20 protein-coding genes and 1 other RNA gene are annotated in these 17,363 nt (G+C 60.5%); 11 read left to right on the top strand and 10 right to left on the bottom strand.

What is annotated here, in order from left to right:
- Window positions 1–7 precede the first annotated feature (7 nt).
- Window positions 8–478, bottom strand: coding sequence for an Lrp/AsnC family transcriptional regulator (locus QMK52_RS08505; protein ID WP_005792372.1), 471 nt, complete (start codon window positions 476–478; stop codon window positions 8–10).
- Between the two features lie 127 nt (window positions 479–605).
- Between QMK52_RS08505 and QMK52_RS08500 the strand changes: the two genes are divergently transcribed.
- The 6 genes from QMK52_RS08500 to QMK52_RS08475 all read left to right on the top strand — a co-directional run bounded on the left by QMK52_RS08500 (window position 606) and on the right by QMK52_RS08475 (window position 5,865).
- Window positions 606–944 carry a hypothetical protein gene (locus tag QMK52_RS08500; protein WP_005792374.1) on the top strand — a complete coding sequence of 113 codons (339 nt, stop codon included), beginning with the start codon at window positions 606–608 and terminating at the stop codon, window positions 942–944.
- An 82-nt stretch (window positions 945–1,026) separates the two neighbouring features.
- The gene (locus QMK52_RS08495) at window positions 1,027–2,721 is read left to right on the top strand and encodes a GspE/PulE family protein (RefSeq protein ID WP_005792376.1); all 1,695 of its coding nucleotides are present in this window, start codon (window positions 1,027–1,029) and stop codon (window positions 2,719–2,721) included.
- A 76-nt stretch (window positions 2,722–2,797) separates the two neighbouring features.
- A complete protein-coding gene (locus QMK52_RS08490) occupies window positions 2,798–3,718 on the top strand; it encodes an SPFH domain-containing protein (RefSeq protein ID WP_003195285.1) in 921 nt (306 codons plus the stop codon).
- Window positions 3,719–3,728: 10 nt separating this feature from the next.
- The gene (locus QMK52_RS08485) at window positions 3,729–4,175 is read left to right on the top strand and encodes an NfeD family protein (RefSeq protein WP_005792377.1); all 447 of its coding nucleotides are present in this window, start codon (window positions 3,729–3,731) and stop codon (window positions 4,173–4,175) included.
- A 68-nt stretch (window positions 4,176–4,243) separates the two neighbouring features.
- Window positions 4,244–4,558: a DUF2388 domain-containing protein gene (locus tag QMK52_RS08480; RefSeq protein ID WP_003176799.1), complete on the top strand. Its 315-nt coding sequence runs from the start codon at window positions 4,244–4,246 to the stop codon at window positions 4,556–4,558.
- A 164-nt stretch (window positions 4,559–4,722) separates the two neighbouring features.
- Window positions 4,723–5,865, top strand: a complete 1,143-nt coding sequence (locus QMK52_RS08475; RefSeq protein WP_005792378.1) for a DegT/DnrJ/EryC1/StrS family aminotransferase — start codon at window positions 4,723–4,725, stop codon at window positions 5,863–5,865.
- 144 nt (window positions 5,866–6,009) lie between these two features.
- Here the strand turns inward: QMK52_RS08475 and gcvH are convergent, their stop codons facing one another.
- The 8 genes from gcvH to QMK52_RS08435 all read right to left on the bottom strand — a co-directional run bounded on the left by gcvH (window position 6,010) and on the right by QMK52_RS08435 (window position 14,993).
- Entirely contained in the window at window positions 6,010–6,393 is a 384-nt protein-coding gene (gcvH, locus tag QMK52_RS08470; protein WP_005792380.1) for a glycine cleavage system protein GcvH, read from the bottom strand.
- A 53-nt stretch (window positions 6,394–6,446) separates the two neighbouring features.
- Window positions 6,447–7,529: a glycine cleavage system aminomethyltransferase GcvT gene (gene gcvT / locus QMK52_RS08465; RefSeq protein WP_005792381.1), complete on the bottom strand. Its 1,083-nt coding sequence runs from the start codon at window positions 7,527–7,529 to the stop codon at window positions 6,447–6,449.
- 156 nt (window positions 7,530–7,685) lie between these two features.
- The gene (locus QMK52_RS08460) at window positions 7,686–9,302 is read right to left on the bottom strand and encodes an ABC transporter permease (protein WP_005792383.1); all 1,617 of its coding nucleotides are present in this window, start codon (window positions 9,300–9,302) and stop codon (window positions 7,686–7,688) included.
- 162 nt (window positions 9,303–9,464) lie between these two features.
- On the bottom strand, window positions 9,465–10,469 hold the full coding sequence (locus QMK52_RS08455) for an extracellular solute-binding protein (RefSeq protein WP_005792384.1): 1,005 nt from the start codon (window positions 10,467–10,469) through the stop codon (window positions 9,465–9,467).
- 160 nt (window positions 10,470–10,629) lie between these two features.
- On the bottom strand, window positions 10,630–11,847 hold the full coding sequence (locus tag QMK52_RS08450) for a 2-octaprenyl-3-methyl-6-methoxy-1,4-benzoquinol hydroxylase (protein ID WP_194440717.1): 1,218 nt from the start codon (window positions 11,845–11,847) through the stop codon (window positions 10,630–10,632).
- A gap of 61 nt (window positions 11,848–11,908) precedes the next feature.
- Window positions 11,909–13,096, bottom strand: a complete 1,188-nt coding sequence (gene ubiH, locus QMK52_RS08445) for a 2-octaprenyl-6-methoxyphenyl hydroxylase (RefSeq protein ID WP_005792386.1) — start codon at window positions 13,094–13,096, stop codon at window positions 11,909–11,911.
- Window positions 13,093–14,415, bottom strand: coding sequence for a Xaa-Pro aminopeptidase (gene pepP, locus QMK52_RS08440; protein ID WP_005792387.1), 1,323 nt, complete (start codon window positions 14,413–14,415; stop codon window positions 13,093–13,095). The genes ubiH and pepP overlap by 4 nt, the downstream gene beginning before the upstream one ends.
- Window positions 14,416–14,435: 20 nt before the next feature.
- Window positions 14,436–14,993 (bottom strand): YecA family protein, encoded by a 558-nt coding sequence (locus tag QMK52_RS08435; protein WP_005792388.1) that lies wholly within the window; start codon window positions 14,991–14,993, stop codon window positions 14,436–14,438.
- A 138-nt stretch (window positions 14,994–15,131) separates the two neighbouring features.
- Here QMK52_RS08435 and QMK52_RS08430 point away from each other — a divergent pair, with 138 nt between their 5' ends.
- The 4 genes from QMK52_RS08430 (at window position 15,132) to QMK52_RS08415 (ending at window position 16,552) form a co-directional block, all read left to right on the top strand.
- Entirely contained in the window at window positions 15,132–15,341 is a 210-nt protein-coding gene (locus QMK52_RS08430; protein WP_003177365.1) for a TIGR02449 family protein, read from the top strand.
- Entirely contained in the window at window positions 15,338–15,655 is a 318-nt protein-coding gene (locus QMK52_RS08425; RefSeq protein WP_005792389.1) for a cell division protein ZapA, read from the top strand. The genes QMK52_RS08430 and QMK52_RS08425 overlap by 4 nt, the downstream gene beginning before the upstream one ends.
- Window positions 15,656–15,685: 30 nt before the next feature.
- Window positions 15,686–15,864, top strand: a non-coding RNA gene (gene ssrS, locus QMK52_RS08420) — 6S RNA.
- A gap of 58 nt (window positions 15,865–15,922) precedes the next feature.
- A complete protein-coding gene (locus QMK52_RS08415) occupies window positions 15,923–16,552 on the top strand; it encodes a 5-formyltetrahydrofolate cyclo-ligase (protein ID WP_194439535.1) in 630 nt (209 codons plus the stop codon).
- A 7-nt stretch (window positions 16,553–16,559) separates the two neighbouring features.
- Here QMK52_RS08415 and QMK52_RS08410 read toward each other — a convergent pair whose 3' ends face one another.
- Complete coding sequence (locus tag QMK52_RS08410) at window positions 16,560–16,706, bottom strand: hypothetical protein (RefSeq protein WP_005792392.1); 147 nt, start codon at window positions 16,704–16,706, stop codon at window positions 16,560–16,562.
- A gap of 194 nt (window positions 16,707–16,900) precedes the next feature.
- On the opposite strand from QMK52_RS08410, the gene QMK52_RS08405 reads away from it, so the two are divergent.
- The gene (locus QMK52_RS08405; RefSeq protein WP_194439536.1) at window positions 16,901–17,350 is read left to right on the top strand and encodes an EVE domain-containing protein; all 450 of its coding nucleotides are present in this window, start codon (window positions 16,901–16,903) and stop codon (window positions 17,348–17,350) included.
- Window positions 17,351–17,363 lie beyond the last annotated feature (13 nt).

Raw genomic sequence — 17,363 nt, 5'->3', positions numbered from 1 at the left:
CGCCCTGTCAGCGCAATACTGGCAAGCTAGTGGTGGACTTGATCTCCGACAACGCCACGATGGAGTTGACCTCCTGGATCCCCGGCACCATCGATAACTTCTCGAAGAAAAACCGCTCATACGCCTCGATGTCCGAAGTGACGATGCGCAGCAGAAAATCCACCGACCCCATCAGCACATAACACTCCAACACCTCCGCAAATCCGCGAATCGCTTCGGTGAACTCAGTGAAGTTGGAGCGGCCGTGAGCGTTGAGTTTGATCTCGGCGAAAATCTGCGTGTTGAGCCCGATTTTCTTGCGGTCCAAGAGGGTGACCTGGCCCCGGATCACGCCCTCTTCCTTGAGCCGCTGAATGCGTCGCCAGCACGGAGACTGCGACAGGCCGACCTGCTCGGCGATCTGTGCGCTGGAGAGCGAGGCGTCCTCTTGCAGCAGGGCCAGAATGCGGCGATCGTAGACGTCCAACTCGCTGTGCATAGAAATACCTGTGGGTGTGTATTTTTTGAATTGATTGATTCGATAATGCGCCAATAAGGCTCATCTTAGATAAGAAATCTCCGTAGGCGAATGTGAAAATTCCTCCAGTCGATTTTGGAGAGTCAGTATGCACGCCGTCGAAACCGCCCACCCTGTCACCCGCGTCGATGCGTGGGCCGTCAACAGCGCCCAGTGTCAGGCGCACTATCGGATCGTCGCCGAGGCTGAGCCCGACGTGCTGTGCCGGGTGCTGAACTACTTTGCGCTGCAGTTCCTGACGCCAGCCCACGTCAATATGAGCCGGGACGCCGACCTGCTGAATATCGATATCGTGATCGACGGCCTTAGCTGGCACCGTGCCCAAGTCATCGGTGAAAAGATTCGAAACCTGATCAGTGTCTGCGACCTGGAGTTGTGGCCGGCTGATGCCGAGCGGCCTCAGGCACTGGCGGCGACCGCGCGGTAAAAACCTGCAATACACCTGGGAACGAGGATTTCCAGCGGCTGACTAGTCTGGGATTACACCCCAAACCGCCCAGGAAACCTGCATGACCGCTGCCTCCCTCGACCACCCCTTGGAACTGCACCAGTTATTGCCGGCGTTGATCGAGCAAGGGCTGATTACCGCGCAGGCGGCACATAGCATTCAGGCAGCATCTTGCACTCAACATCCCCTGGAATGCATCGCAGCCCAAGGCCCTTGTCTTGAGACCCTGACCCAATGGCTGGCACAACATGCAGGTCAGCCTTACCTGCGCATCGACCCGTTGAAGATCGACGTGGCGAGCGTGGTGCCGTTGATGTCCCATGCCTTCGCCCAGCGCCACGGCATTCTTGCGGTCGCCGTGGATGCCCAAAGCGTCACGATCGCCAGCGCCCAGCCGTATATCAGCGCCTGGGAAGCCGGGCTCGCTCAAGTGCTCAAACGCACCATCAAGCGCGTGGTGGCCAACCCCCGCGAAATCCAGCGTTGCCTCCACGAGTTTTACCGCTTGGCCAAGTCAGTCAGCGGCGCCGATCAGAAAATGGCGATACCCGGCAACGTCGAACTGCTCAGCCTCGGCGCCAGCGACAAGGAGCCCGATGCCAATGACGCGCATATCGTCAATATCGTCGACTGGCTGTTGCAGTACGCCTTTGCCCAACGGGCCAGCGATATTCATATCGAACCCTGTCGCGATCAGGGCCGGGTGCGTTTTCGCATCGACGGGCTGTTGCATGACGTCTATCAATTTCCGCCTCAGGTCACCACCGCAGTGGTCAGCCGCTTGAAAAGTCTTGGGCGAATGAATGTGGCCGAGAAACGCAAACCCCAGGATGGTCGCGTCAAGACCAGGAACCCGGCAGGCGCCGAAGTGGAATTGCGCCTTTCGACCCTGCCGACGGCGTTTGGCGAAAAGCTGGTGATGCGGATTTTTGACCCTCAGGTGCTGCTCAAGGACTTCGACCAGTTGGGCTTGTCGAGCGCCGATCAGCAGCGCTGGCACGCCATGACTGGGCAAGCCAACGGCATCATCCTGGTCACAGGCCCGACCGGCTCGGGCAAGACCAGCACCCTCTACACCACCCTCAAGCAACTGGCGACCCGAGAGGTCAACCTGTGCACGGTAGAAGACCCGATTGAAATGGTCGAGCCGGCGTTCAATCAAATGCAGGTCCAACACAATATCGACCTCAGCTTTGCCAGCGGCGTCCGCGCCCTGCTGCGCCAGGACCCGGACATCATCATGATCGGTGAAATCCGTGACCGGGAAACCGCCGAAATGGCCATACAGGCCGCACTGACCGGGCACTTGGTGTTCTCGACCCTGCATACCAACGATGCGCCCAGCGCCATCAGCCGACTGCAGGAGCTTGGCATTGCTCATTATTTGATCAAGGCCACACTCATAGGCGTCATGGCGCAGCGTCTGGTGAGGGTTTTGTGCACCCACTGCAAGCGTCCGACGGGTGTGGAGAACATAGGCTGCTACAAGGCCGTCGGTTGTGTGGAATGCCGTGACAGCGGTTATCGAGGCCGAGCCGGGCTGTATGAAATCATGCCGTTGGACCCAGCGCTCAAGGCGCTGGTGACTCCCGGTACGGACATACAGGCGCTACGCCGTGAGGCGCTCGCGCAGGGCATGAACAGCTTGCGCATGGCCGGCATCGATAAAGTGAACGCCGGCGTGACCACAATGACGGAAATATTACGGGTCACGCCTGGGGATTCAGAAACAAATCCTTTATTTGTTGGGCCGTGAAACCGTCCTTATCGGTGACCAGACCGCTACAATCGGCCCAACGTCGTTCACTGAAATCTTCAGATAAGGAATCGCTATGCAGATCGGAACCGTACTGCTTCTTTTCGTGGGCTTGGCCATCGCCATCCTGTTCATGGGTTTCAAAGTGGTGCCCCAGGGCTACCAATGGACCGTCGAACGTTTCGGCCGCTACACCAACACCCTCAAGCCCGGCCTGAACATCATCATCCCGGTCATGGACCGCATCGGTCGCAAGATCAACGTGATGGAAAGCGTGCTGGACATTCCGCCCCAGGAAGTCATCACTGCCGACAACGCCACCGTGCAGATCGATGCCGTGTGCTTCTTCCAGGTGGTCAACACCGCCCAGGCGGCCTACGAGGTCAACAACCTCGAACACGCGATCCGCAACCTGCTGCAAACCAATATCCGTACCGTCCTGGGCTCCATGGAGCTTGATGCCATGCTCAGCCAGCGTGATGGCATCAATGAGAAGCTGCTGCGCACCGTGGACGAAGCCACTGCGCCGTGGGGCATCAAGATCACCCGTATCGAGATCAAGGACATCAGCCCACCCGCCGACCTGATGGCCGCCATGTCCGGCCAGATGAAAGCCGAGCGAATCAAGCGTGCACAGATCCTTGAAGCCGAGGGCCTGCGTGCGTCGGCAATCCTGACCGCCGAAGGCAAGAAGCAGGCGCAGATCCTCGAAGCCGAAGGTAGCCGTCAGGCCGCGTTCCTGGAGTCCGAAGCGCGTGAGCGTCAGGCCGAGGCCGAAGCTCGGGCGACACAAGTGGTGTCCGAAGCCATCGCGTCGGGCAATGTGCAGGCGGTCAACTACTTCGTCGCGCAAAAATACATCGATGCCTTGGGCAAGCTGGCGTCGGCCAACAACAGCAAGGTCATCCTGATGCCGCTGGAAGCCAGCCAGGTGATTGGCGCCGTGGGCGGTATCGGCGAAATCGTCAAGGCGACTTTCGGCAACCAGAAAGGCTGAGGCCAACACCATGTGGGACTTTTTGCTGCATTTGTCGTTCTGGGACTGGTTGGCGCTGGGCACTGTGCTGTTGATTCTTGAGGTGTTCGGCGCCGGTGGGTACCTGCTGTGGATGGGTATCGCCGCGGCCGCAGTGGGGGTGATCAAGTTCCTGGTCCCGCCGCTCGGGCTTGAGTGGCAGCTGCTGCTGTTCGCCATGCTGTCGATCCTGACGGCCGTGTATTGGTGGAAGCGCCAACGCAGCAGCGCCAAGGTCAGCGATCAACCGGGGTTGAACGAGCGTGGCTCCGAATTGATCGGGCGCACCTTCATGGTGCATCAGGCGATTGTGGATGGCCGGGGCAAGATTAAAGTCGGCGATGGCGTGTGGATGGTCACCGGTGCCGATGCTCCAGCAGGCGCTCAAGTACGCGTGGTTGGCCAGGATGGGGTGATTTTAGAGGTTGAAACTGTTTAGTCAGTGATGGAACTGGATCGACTTAACTACAATCAAAACGTACAGATAACCCACCGGAGTCACCCATCATGCGTCTTAAATATGCTGTCGCAACCCTCGCTGTGCTTTCCCTACCTGTCGGCTCAGCCATGGCCGATAGCTTTTGGCGTAATGTCATCTCGTCGGGCGCCACCACTGGCTCGACTTACCTGACATTCAAGGACCACAAGCTGGTAGTCGCCGCCCAGGACGACGCCGGCAGCTTCGTCGCCAGCGACGGCGGCATCCGCGGCCCGTACCTGGAAGCGGCCATGCAGAAGGTCCGCGCCGACAACCCTGGCCTTCAGGCCACGGACATGGAACTGGCTAACGCCATCCTGGCGAAGAATGCTGTAACCGAGTAACAGCCGCACCGATAAAAAATGCCGCTTTTTCAAGCGGCATTTTTTTGCCTGCCCTATGACGAATCGTTCATAAGCGACAGGCTATATTCAGTCTTGCCGTGCAACCATGCGTTACTGACACGTTTAACATTCATCGCCTATCTTGAACGGATGCCTTCTTCGTCATGAGCCAACAGCCTTTCCTGCCGTTTTCCAAACCGACCATTGATGAAGCCACCATTTCGGCAGTCGGCGATGTCCTGCGATCCGGCTGGATCACCAGCGGGCCAAAAGTGCAGGCGTTCGAGGCGCAGTTGTCGGAATACTTTGGCGGGCGGCCGGTGCGCACCTTCAACTCGGGCACCTGCACCATGGAGATCGCCTTGCGCATCGCCGGTATCGGGCCTGGGGATGAAGTCATCACGACACCGATTTCCTGGGTGGCCACCGCCAACGTCATCCTCGAAGTCGGCGCTACTCCAGTGTTCGCCGATATCGACCCGATTACCCGCAACATTGACCTGGCCCAGGTTGAGGCGGCAATCACACCACGTACCAAAGCGATCATCCCGGTCTACCTGGCGGGCTTGCCCCTGGACATGCCGATGCTTTACGCGCTGGCCAACAAGTACAACCTGCGTATCGTCGAAGACGCCGCGCAAGCCTTGGGCTCCAGCTGGGACGGGGAACGCATCGGTGCAACCGGTGACTTCGTGTCGTTCAGCTTTCAGGCGAACAAGAACATCACCTCATCCGAGGGTGGCTGCCTGGTGTTGAACAACGCCGAGGAGGCTCGCCTGGCAGAGAAGTATCGCCTGCAGGGCGTGACCCGCACCGGTTTCGATGGCCTGGATGTGGATGTCCTGGGTGGCAAGTTCAACATGACCGACATCGCCGCCGCCATTGGCCTGGGGCAGTTTGCACATATCGAGAAGATCACGGCCCACCGCCAGCACCTGGCACGCCACTACTTCCAGTGTTTTGGCAGTGACTTCGAAGAGAAATATGGCGCGCAACTGCCGCCGGCGGACTTCGAGAACAGCAACTGGCACCTGTTCCAACTGGTGTTGCCGGAGCGCCAAGACGGCTTGCCTGCTCGCGCAACGTTCATGGAGCAGATGCAGGCCCACGGCGTTGGCATTGGCTATCACTACCCGCCGATCCACTTGCTGAGCCTGTATCGGACACAGGGTTTCAAGGAAGGCATGTTCCCGGTGGCGGAGCGTGTTGGGCGTTTGATCGTGTCGTTGCCGATGTTTACGGCGATGACAGAGGCAGATGTGGAGCGGGCTGTAGCGGCGGTTAAAGCGGTACTGAAAAAAGACTGAACACAACCAGCAGGCACACCCCAATCAACTGTGGGAGCTGGCTTGCCTGCGATGCGGGCACCTCGGTGTATCGCTGATACACGGGTGATCCAATCGCAGGCAAGCCAGCTCCCACATTGATGTGTGCTGTTGCAGCTATTGCGTTTAGTCGCCGATAGCGGCTTTGTAGCCGGCAGCGTCGAGTAGCTTGTCCAGTTCAGCCTTGTCGCTTGGCTTGAGCTTGAAGATCCAGGCGCCGTAAGGGTCAGAGTTCAGCAGCTCAGGGCTGCCACTCAGCTCTTCGTTGACAGCAATCACTTCGCCGGCAATCGGCGAGTAGATATCCGAAGCAGCTTTCACCGACTCAACCACACCCGCCTGGCCTTGCGCTTCAAAATTGGCACCCACCTCTGCCAACTCAACAAACACCACATCACCCAAAGCTTCCTGTGCATGGTCGGAGATGCCGACAGTCACGGTGCCATCAGCTTCCAGACGGGCCCATTCGTGACTTTCGGCAAAACGCAGGTCGGCAGGGATATTGCTCATAGTCTGTGTCCTCAAGAAGAAATGTCAGCGGCCATTGGCCTGCCGGAAAATAGTTAGATCAAGGTTTTGCCATGGCGTACGAAGGTCGGCTTGACCACTCGAACCGGGTACCACTTGCCGCGGATTTCCACTTCGGCCCGGTCGGCAGTCGCCGCCGGTACGCGCGCCAGGGCAATGGATTTGCTTAGCGTAGGCGAGAAACTACCACTGGTGATCTCTCCTTCGCCAACATTGGCGATACGAACCACCTGGTGAGCGCGTAAAACTCCACGCTCTTCCAGCACCAGCCCGACCAATTTGAACTGCACACCGGCTGCCTTTTCCGCTTCCAGCGCAGCACGACCGATAAAATTGCGCCCGGCAGGTTCCCAGGCAATGCTCCAGGCCATATTGGCCGCCAGGGGCGATACCTGCTGATGGATATCCTGGCCGTACAGGTTCATGCCGGCCTCCAGGCGCAAGGTATCGCGGGCACCGAGGCCGATAGGTGAAATGCCCGCGCCCACCAGATCGTTGAAAAAACCCGGTGCCTGGTCGGCGGGCAGGACAATTTCCAGACCGTCTTCGCCGGTGTAGCCGGTACGGGCGATAAACCAGTCGCCGTCGGCGTGGCCTTCGAACGGCTTGAGCTGGTGGATCAGGATGCCACGGGACTGAGTGACCAGTTCGGCGATTTTATGCCGGGCGTGGGGCCCTTGGATGGCAAGCATGGCCAATTCGGACCGCTCATGCAGCTGCACCTGGTAATCGCCCAGTTGCGCCTGCATCCAGGCCATATCCTGATCGCGGGTGGCGGCATTGACCACCAACCGGTAACCGGTTTCGGTGCGGTAGACGATCATGTCGTCCACCACTCCGCCTTGCTCGTTGAGCATGGCGCTGTACAGCGCACGGCCGCAGCCGTGCAATCGATCGACATCATTGGCCAGCAGGTGCTGAAGCCATTCCTTGGCCTGAGGGCCGGTGACATCGATTACGGTCATATGAGATACATCGAACACCCCACAGTCGCGCCGCACCTGATGGTGTTCTTCAACCTGCGAGCCGTAATGCAAAGGCATATCCCAACCGCCAAAATCGACCATTTTCGCGCCGAGGGCGAGATGCAGGTCATACAAAGGCGTACGCTGTCCCATGGGTTTCTCCTTCCGGGCTTGGCGAAGGTGCGCAGAGCTGCCACTTGCGCCGAACACCTTGATTTACAAGGCCCACAGCCACATACAGCAGGTCGATCCGAAAGACGGAGCGCACCGAATGCCGCGCATTGTAGCCTCAAGCCGTAGGACTGGCACCTAACCGATTTGCCGAGCAGAGCGACGGATCAGCCCGATGACCGGCAACAACCCGACCAGCACCAGGGTCAACGCCGGCAAAGAAGCCCGCGCCCATTCACCTTCACTGGTCATCTCGAAGATCCGTACCGCCAGCGTGTCCCAGCCAAACGGGCGCATCAGCAATGTCGCGGGCATTTCCTTGAGTACATCCACGAACACCAGCAGCGCCGCGCTCAAGGTGCCGGGCAACAACAACGGCAGATACACTTTGCAAAACAGTCGTGGACCGCTCACCCCAAGGCTGCGTGCAGCTTCGGGCAATGACGGGCGAATGCGCGCCAGGCTGTTTTCCAAAGGCCCGTAGGCCACTGCCAGGAACCGTACCAGGTAAGCCAGCACCAATGCCGACAGGCTGCCCAACAGCACGGGCCTGCCCGCGCCGCCCAGCCAGCCGGACAGTGGCACCACCAGCTCGCGGTCCAGGTAACTGAACGCCAACATGATCGACACCGCCAGCACCGAGCCCGGCAAGGCATAACCGACATTGGCCAGGCTGATGCCGGAGCGAATCGCCCGGGTCGGCGCCAGGCGGTTGGCAAAGGCCAGGATCATCGCCACGCTGACCGTAATCAGCGCGGCAATACCGCCCAGGTAGAGGGTGTGGACGATCAGGCCCGTATAGCGCTCATCCAGGTCGAAGCGCCCGCGCTGCCAGAACCAGGCCACCAGTTGCAGCATCGGGATCACAAACGCACAGGCAAATACCAGGCCGCACCAGGCGCTGGCCGCCACGGCCTTGAATCCGTGCAGGTGGTACAACGCCTTGCCGCGTGGCCGCTCATTGCTCGGTCGGCTGGCTCCACGCGCGCGCCGTTCGCCATACAGCACCAACATCACAACCAGCAGCAACAGGCTGGCCAGTTGCGCGGCGCTGGAAAGGCTGAAAAAGCCATACCAGGTTTTGTAGATAGCCGTGGTGAAGGTGTCGAAATTGAACACCGAGACGGCGCCGAAATCTGCCAGGGTCTCCATCAACGCCAGGGCCACACCGGCACCAATCGCTGGTCGCGCCATCGGCAACGCCACGCGCCAGAATGCTTGCCATGGCGATTGTCCCAATACCCGCGCCGCTTCCATCAAGCCTTTGCCCTGGGCCAGGAACGCCGTGCGCGCCAGCAGGTAGACGTAAGGATAGAACACCAGCACCAACACGATGATCACGCCGCTGGTGGAGCGCACTCGCGGCAAACGCAGCCCATTGCCGAACCATTCGCGCAGCAGAGTCTGCACGGGCCCTGCAAAATCCAGCAGACCGACGAACACGAAGGCCAGCACATAAGCCGGGATCGCAAAGGGCAGCATCAGCGCCCAATCGAGCCAACGTCGCCCGGGGAATTCGCAGAGGCTGGTCAGCCAGGCCAGGCTGACGCCCAACAGTGTCACGCCAAGACCGACGCCGAGCACCAGGGTCAAGGTGTTGCCCAGCAATCGAGGCATCTGGGTATCCCAGAGATGGGACCAGATCTGATGGTCGATGCTCTGCCAGGACAGCAGCAGCACGCTCAGCGGCAGCAGCACCAGGGCGGCGACGGTGAAGACCGGCAGGTACCAGCGGCGTTGGGCGGGGTGGGCCAAGGAAAAGCTCTCTATAGAACAGACTATTTGAAGACAAACTCAAAACAATGTGGGAGGGGGCTTGCTCCCGATAGCGGAGTGCCAGTCAATGATGATTAGACTGATACCCCGCTATCGGGGGCAAGCCCCCTCCCACATTTAGATCTGTGGCAATTTACACATTCAGTTCCAGCCAGCGCGATCCATCAGCCGGATTGCCTCAGCCTGGCGCTTGCCCGCCACTTCTACCGGTAAGGTATCGGCCACGAACTTGCCCCAGCTCGCCACTTCCGCCGATGGCGGTACCGCCGGGTTGGCCGGGAACTCCTGGTTCACGTCGGCAAAGATTTTCTGCGCCTCAGGCGTGGTCATCCACTCCACCAGCGCCTTGGCTGCTTGCGGGTGCGGCGCGTGCTTGGTCAGGCCTATGCCCGACAGGTTCACATGCACGCCACGGTCGCCCTGGTTCGGCCAGAACAGTTTCACCGCCAGATCCGGCTTCTGCTTGTGCAGGCGGCCGTAGTAGTAGGTGTTGACGATACCCACGTCGCACTGTCCGGCATTGATGGCTTCCAGCACGGCGATGTCATCGGAGAACACGTCGGTGGACAGGTTGTTGACCCAGCCCTTGACGATCTCTTCGGTCTTGGCCGCGCCATGGGTTTCGATCAACGTGGCGGTCAGTGACTGGTTGTAGACTTTTTTCGCGGTACGCAGGCACAGGCGGCCTTCCCATTGCTTGTCGGCCAGGGCTTCGTAGGTGGTCAGTTCGCCCGGTTCCACCCGCTCGGTGGAATAGGCGATAGTGCGCGCACGCAGGCTCAAGCCGGTCCAGGCGTGGGCCGATGAGCGATATTGCAGCGGGATATTCTTGTCGATCACAGCGGAAGTGAACGGTTGCAGGATGCCCATTTGCTCGGCCTGCCAGAGGTTGCCGGCGTCGACGGTGAGCAGCAGATCGGCGGTGGCGTTCTCGCCCTCGGCCTTGATGCGCTGCATCAGCGGCGCTTCCTTGTCGGTGATGAACTTGACCTGCACCCCGGTCTTCTGGGTATAGGCATCGAATACCGGCTTGATCAGCTCGTCAATGCGCGAGGAGTAGACCACGACTTCGTCGGCTGCCTGCACAGTGGTGCTGCCGATCAGGGTGAGTGCCAGGGCAGTCAGGAGGCGCTTGGGTGCCAACATGGGTGCGGTCTCTCATTTGCAAATTGAGGGCAAATGATAAGGACTCACATTTGGTAACGCTCGGCGGAGGCGTTACCAGATGTTGCACAGCCCGAATATGCGCGAGGGTTGAGGGCCTCATCGGGGGCAAGCCCCCTCCCACAGGGGACTGTATTTCAATTCAGGGTTTAGCGAGTTCTGGTAGATCGCCAGTCAAACCTAGCGCCTGGCGCACAAACACTGCCTTGGCTTCAGGCATCTGGTCGACGATTTTCAGGCCGGCATTACGCAGCCAGCGCAGCGGCAGTTGATCGGCCTGGAACAAGCGCTCGAAGCCTTCCATCGCCGCCATCAGCGCCAGGTTGTGGGGCATGCGCCGCCGCTCGTAACGGCTCAGCACCTTCACATCCGCCAGGCGCTCGCCGCGCTCGGTGGCCGCCAACAACACCTCGGCCAGTACCGCCGCATCAAGAAAGCCCAGGTTTACGCCCTGCCCCGCCAACGGGTGAATCACGTGGGCAGCATCACCGATCAGTGCCAGGCCCTCGGCCACGTAGCGTTTGGCATGGCGCTGGCGTAACGGCACGCAAACGCGCGGGTCGGCACTGACCACAGTGCCCAGGCGCCCTTCGAAGGCGCACTCCAGCTCCCGGCAGAAGCGTTCATCATCCAGGGCCATCAGGCGCTCGGATTCAGCCGGCGTGGTCGACCAGACAATCGAACACCAATCTTCCTGCCCATCCCGTACCAGCGGCAGGAACGCCAGCGGGCCGGTATCGGTAAAGCGTTGCCAGGCCGTGCGCTGGTGCGGCTGGCTGCTGCGCACGCTGGTCACGATCGCGTTATGCAGGTAATCCCACTCGCGGGTCGGGGTGCCGGTCAGGCGGCGTACTGCGGAGTTGGCGCCATCGGCGGCCACCACCAGCGGCGCACGCAATTTGCGCCCATCAGCCAGGGTCAGCAGCCAGTCATCGCCGGAGCGGCGCATCTGCTCAAGGCGCGCATTGGCCAGCAGGCCGAGGTCGCAGTCGTGCAAGCGCTCCAGCAAGGCATCCTGCACCACACGGTTTTCGACGATATGCCCGAGCACCTCGGCATGCACGCTGGCTGCCGAAAAGTGAATCTGCCCGGTACCGCTGCCGTCCCACACCTGCATCTCGCCGTAAGGGCTGGCGCGACGCGCGACGATACCGTCCCACACGCCCAGGCGTTCGAGGATGCGCTGGCTGGCCGCCGACAACGCGCTCACCCGCGGCTCAAACGCCGCCTGCGGTTCAAACGGTTTGACGCTTAGCGGGCTGCCGTCGAGCAGCAGCACCTGCAAGCCGCTGCCCTGCAATGCCAGCGCCAGGGCGCTTCCGACCATTCCGGCCCCGACAATCAGCACATCTGCGCGCATGTCCATGCTTTAAGCCTTGTCTCGTGTGCGGCACAGGCCGCCAATAAAGTGATGGGCCGGCTCAAACATCAGAGCGCACCCCCAGCCCCATTGCCTGGCGGGCGAACCAGCGTTTGGCCGGCGGCAACAGGTCCAGGCCGAGCAGGCCCAGGTTACGGCCCAGCGCCATTAGCGGCTGGCCGCTGCCAAACAAGCGTGTGACCTGATCGGAGAAGCCTACGGTCAGTTGTTGGTCCAGGCGCTGGCGATCCCGATAGCCTTGCAACGTCGCCAGGTCACCTGGCACTGCCGGGCCGGCCAACAAGGCTTCGGCCAAGGCATTGGCATCGCGCAGGGACAGGTTGAACCCCTGCCCGGCAATCGGGTGCAGGCTGTGGGCGGCATTGCCGAGGACCGCAAGATTCGAGCGCACTTGCTCTTCGGCTTCCACCAGGGTCAGCGGGTACAGATGACGGGCGCCCACTTGCTTGAGGGTGCCCAGGCGATAACCGAATACGCCCTGCAACTCGCTCAGGAAGCTGCGCTCGTCAAGATCGGCCAGGCGCTGGGCGTCCATGCCGATGCGGGTCCAGACCAGCGCACAGCGGTTGTCCGGCAGCGGCAACAAGGCCATCGGCCCCTCATCGGTAAAGCGCTCGAACGCTTCGCCATTGTGGGCTTCGCTCGGGGTGATATTGGCGATCAGTGCGCTCTGGTTGTAGGGCCGGGTCTTCACGCCAATGCCCAGTTGCTCACGCAGGCCGGAGCGGCCGCCGTCGGCCAACACCGCGAGGTCGCATTCCAGCACGGTTTCATCGTTGAGGGTCAGGCGATAGCCATCAGGCAGCGGCTCCATGCGCGTGACTTCCGCGGGGCAGCGCCAGCTGACGACGTCTTTATCCAGGCCTTGCCACAGGCATTGGCCCAGCCAGGCGTTTTCCACCACATAGCCCAGGGCCGGCACGCCCTCTTCCATGGCGGACAAGCGCGCGGTAGAGAAACGCCCGCGGTCCGATACATGGATCTGCTTGATCGGCTCGGCGCGGCGGGCAATGTCCTGCCACAGGCCCAGACGCTGATAAATCTGGCGGGCACCAAAGGACAGCGCCGAAGAACGCGCATCGTAACTGGGCTGGTAGCTGTCGCCCGGGGCAAAGGGTTCGATCAGCACGATCTTCCAGCCACGTGCCTTGGCCCCAGCCTGCAACGCCAGGGCCAGGCTGGCACCCACTAGGCCACCACCAATAATCGCCAGGTTGACCCGGCTCATCGGGCAGCCGCCATCAGTGCTTCGATCTCGGCAACGGTCTTGGGCACCGCGCCGGTCAGGATTTCACAGCCTTGCTTGGTCACTATCACGTCATCCTCGATGCGTACGCCAATGCCACGCCATTTCTTTGCCACATTCTGGTTGTCCGGTGAAATATAGATCCCCGGCTCCACGGTCAAGGCCATGCCGACTTCCAGCACACGCCATTCACCGCCGACCTTGTACTCGCCCACATCATGCACATCCATGCCCAGCCAGTGGCCGGCGCGGTGCATGTAGAAGGCGCGGTAGGCTTCGCTGGCGATCAGTTCGTCAACGTCACCTTGCAGCAACCCCAACTTCACCAACCCGGCGGTGATGACCTGCACGGTAGCCTCATGGGCCTGGTTCCAATGCTTGTTCGGTGCGATCTGCGCGAAGGCGGCTTCCTGGGAGGCCAGCACAATTTCGTAGATCGCCTTTTGTTCGGGCGAAAACTTGCCGTTGACCGGCCAGGTGCGGGTGATGTCGCTGGCGTAGCAGTCGATCTCACAACCGGCGTCGATCAGCACCAAGTCGCCATCCTTGAGCAACGCGTCATTCTGCTGGTAATGCAGGATGCAGCTGTTGCGCCCGGCGGCGACGATGGAACCGTAGGCTGGCATTTTCGCACCGCCCTTACGGAACTCGTAATCCAGCTCGGCCTCCAGGCTGAACTCATGCAAACCCGCACGGCTGGCCTGCATCGCCCGCACATGGGCCGCGCAGGAAATGCGCGCCGCTTCGCGCATCACCCTCACCTCTGCCGCCGATTTATACAGGCGCATGTCGTGGAGCAGATGATCCAGGGCAACGAATTCGTTCGGCGGCTGGGCGCCCAAGTGCGCTTTGGAACGGATCACGTTGATCCACTCCATCACATGCCGGTCGAATTCGGCGTTGCTGCCCATGGCCGAATATACCCGGTCGCGGCCTTCGATCAGGCCGGGCAGGATGTCGTCGATATCAGTGATAGGGAATGCGTCGTCGGCGCCAAAGTCGCGGATCGCGCCTTCAGTGCCGGCGCGCAGGCCGTCCCACAGCTCGCGCTCAGCGTTGCGCTCACGGCAGAACAACACGTATTCGCCATGCTGGCGACCGGGCATCAGCACGATCACCGCTTCGGGCTCGGGGAAACCGCTGAGGTACTGGAAGTCGCTGTCCTGGCGGTAGACATGCTCGACATCGCGGTTGCGGATCGCCACGGCGGCGGCCGGCAGGATCGCGATGCTGTTGGGTTCCATCTGCGCCATGAGCGCCTTGCGGCGACGGGTGTATTCCGCTTTGGGGATATGGATCATGGGCAGATGGGGTTCCTTTCTTAATGCAGCGAAGGCTTGGGTGCAGCAGGTTCAGCAGACTTTTTGGTCTCGGTGAACAGCAGCAACGGCGCGACGCGCAGGTATTCCATCACTTCCATATAGTCGCCTTCGCCGTCTTCGGACTCTTCCAGGGCATCTTGCACCTGGGAGATAGCCGCCAGGTCCTGCAGCACTTCCTTGGCGTCGTTGCTAAGCTCCAGGCCACCGGCGTTCACGCCGAAACCGTGGAGGAAACCCTGGCACCATTGGCCCAGCGCGGCAGCGCGCTCAGTGAGCGGGGCGTCGTCGGTCGGCAGCAGCAGAACCACGGTGACGTCGTCACCGGTCAGCTCGCCCTTGACCATCTCTTGCAGGCCGATCAGCGCGTTACGCACGTTTTCGGTCGGTTCGGTTTCCAGCAGCTCGGCCACGTCGGCCAACCAGTTGTCGGCATCAAAGCCCACACCAGTGCAACTGCGGCCCAACAGCACGCCGTGCAGTTCGGCAGGCGAGCATGGGTGACCGCTGGTGCTCAGCAGTTTGGAAAAAGCGTCGTACGGGGAATTCTGAATGGGCATGGTGAGCTAGGCGCCAGACGGCGCAATGTCTAGAATGGAGCGCTGTATCCTAGCACCGGCAGACGCACCAAGACTATCGAGGGCGTCAGATCGTTTATCCTGCAGTTGCCATTCATCAGACAAATCCAGTGGAACCCAATGGAAGACACCGACCTGCAAGCGCTGATGGCCAGACTCGAACTGCTAATTGATCGGGTCGAGCAACTAAAGAGTCAAAACGGACTCCTATTAGCTCAGGAAAAGACCTGGCGCGAGGAACGCGCTCACCTCATTGAAAAAAACGAAATCGCCCGGCGTAAGGTCGAATCGATGATTTCGCGCCTGAAGGCCCTGGAGCAAGACTCATGAGTTCAAGCAATAGCGTTACCGTGCAGATCCTCGACAAAGAATATTCGATCATCTGCCCCCAGGAAGAACGCAGCAATCTGGTCAGCGCTGCCCGTTACCTGGACGGCAAGATGCGCGAAATCCGCAGCAGCGGCAAAGTGATCGGCGCCGACCGCATCGCCGTGATGGCCGCGCTGAATATCACCCACGATCTGCTGCACAAGCAGGAACGCCCTGACGTGCAGGCCAGCGGTTCGACGCGCGAGCAAGTGCGTGACCTGCTCGAACGCGTGGATCTGGTGCTTTCCACCGATTCCGACGCACCCAAGGGCTGATTGCCGAGTCTGTTTAAGGTATACTCGCCCCACTCCCTGGCGTGTTTGCCAGTCGGCGATGTCCCTGAGCCGATTCGCACTACCCTGGAAGTTGCACGTTGGGCTGGTGTGCATGTCCGCTAGACGGAAAGCCTTAAAGCCTACTGCTTCTTCCACCTTGAACTTTCGGGTTCAAGGGCTAAGTCGACAGCGGCTCTGTCGGGGAGCCTGAATTCCCAAACTCAATGCCAGTCCCAGGACTGGCATTGTTTTATGAGCCGATAAGCCATGACCGAACCTGCGCCGCTGTCCCGTCCGCAACTTCGACGCATGTTGCGCAAGGCCCGCCGTGCCCTCACGCCGAGCGAGCAGCGCCAGGCCGCCCTTGGCCTGTACCGGCAACTGGCACAGCACCCGCTGTTTCGCCGGTCCAAACATATTTCCTTATACCTGCCGACGGACGGTGAAATCGATCCGCGCCTGCTGCTGCGCGCGGCGCAGCGCCGTGGCAAGGCCACCTATCTGCCGGTACTGAGTGCCTGGCCGCGCACCAAGATGGTGTTCCAGCGCGTGCGGCCTGGGGATAAGTTGTCGCCCAACCGCTTTGGCATTCTTGAGCCGCGGGTCAATGTCCACCAGCAGCGCAAGGTCTGGGCGCTCGACCTGGTGCTGTTGCCGTTGGTGGGGTTCGATCGCGAAGGCGGGCGCCTGGGCATGGGTGGCGGATTCTACGACCGCAGCCTGGCTTACCTGGCCAGGCGCAAAAGCTGGCGCAAGCCGACCTTGCTGGGGTTGGCCCATGAATGTCAGCAGGTAGACCGCTTGGCGCAGGCAAGTTGGGACGTGCCGCTGGCGGGCACTGTCACCGATAAGCACTGGTATGTTGCAGAAACGTCGCTGGAACCAGCGACGCCTTGAAGCCGTATTAACGCTTGAATTGTTGCTGCACTGGCGAGAGTTCAACCGGTGCGTCGGCCTTGTTCGACCACAAGCTCTGGGCATACCCGGTGGTCACAACGCCCAGACCAAACAAAATAACCAAAATCCATAGTAAATCCGGTTTACGTTGCATCGATTGCCCCCCTTCAGGCACCTCGTACACGATGACAACAACGTTCCAAAGTAGTCCGTTGCAGCTGCGCCAAGCCTAAAAGCGCGCATTCTGCGGTAACGTGAACCAACACGCAAACCTTGACGCCAACCGACTGTCGGTTTGTCATGCAATTGCCCGACAACTTGCCCAATGCCTTTTTCAGGAGCCCAAAAATGGCCTACTGGCTGATGAAATCCGAGCCTGACGAATTGTCCATCAAGGACCTGGAAAAGCTCGGCGAAGCCCGCTGGGATGGGGTGCGCAACTATCAGGCGCGCAACTTTCTGCGCGCCATGGCGGTGGGCGATGAGTTTTTCTTCTATCACTCCAGCTGTCCGGAGCCTGGCATTGCCGGCATCGGCAAAATCGTCGAGGCCGCCTACCCGGATCCTACAGCGCTGGAACCGGACAGCCACTACTTCGACGCCAAGGCCAGTGCGGAGAAAAATCCGTGGAGTGCCATCACCGTAGGCCACGTCAACACCTTCCCCAAGGTGCTGGGCCTGGGCTATCTAAAGCAGCAAACCGCTCTTGCCGAAATGCCGCTGGTGCAGAAAGGCAGCCGGCTTTCGGTCATGGCGGTCACGCCTGAACAATGGGCGGCCATCCTTCAGCTGCTTTAACTGACCGATATCA

Origin of the sequence: Pseudomonas sp. P9_2 (genome assembly GCF_034008255.1) — a bacterium.
Taxonomy (GTDB): domain Bacteria; phylum Pseudomonadota; class Gammaproteobacteria; order Pseudomonadales; family Pseudomonadaceae; genus Aquipseudomonas; species Aquipseudomonas synxantha_A.
The sequence above is the reverse complement of the archived record's forward strand: the minus strand, read 5'-3'. Positions and strand labels throughout refer to the sequence as shown.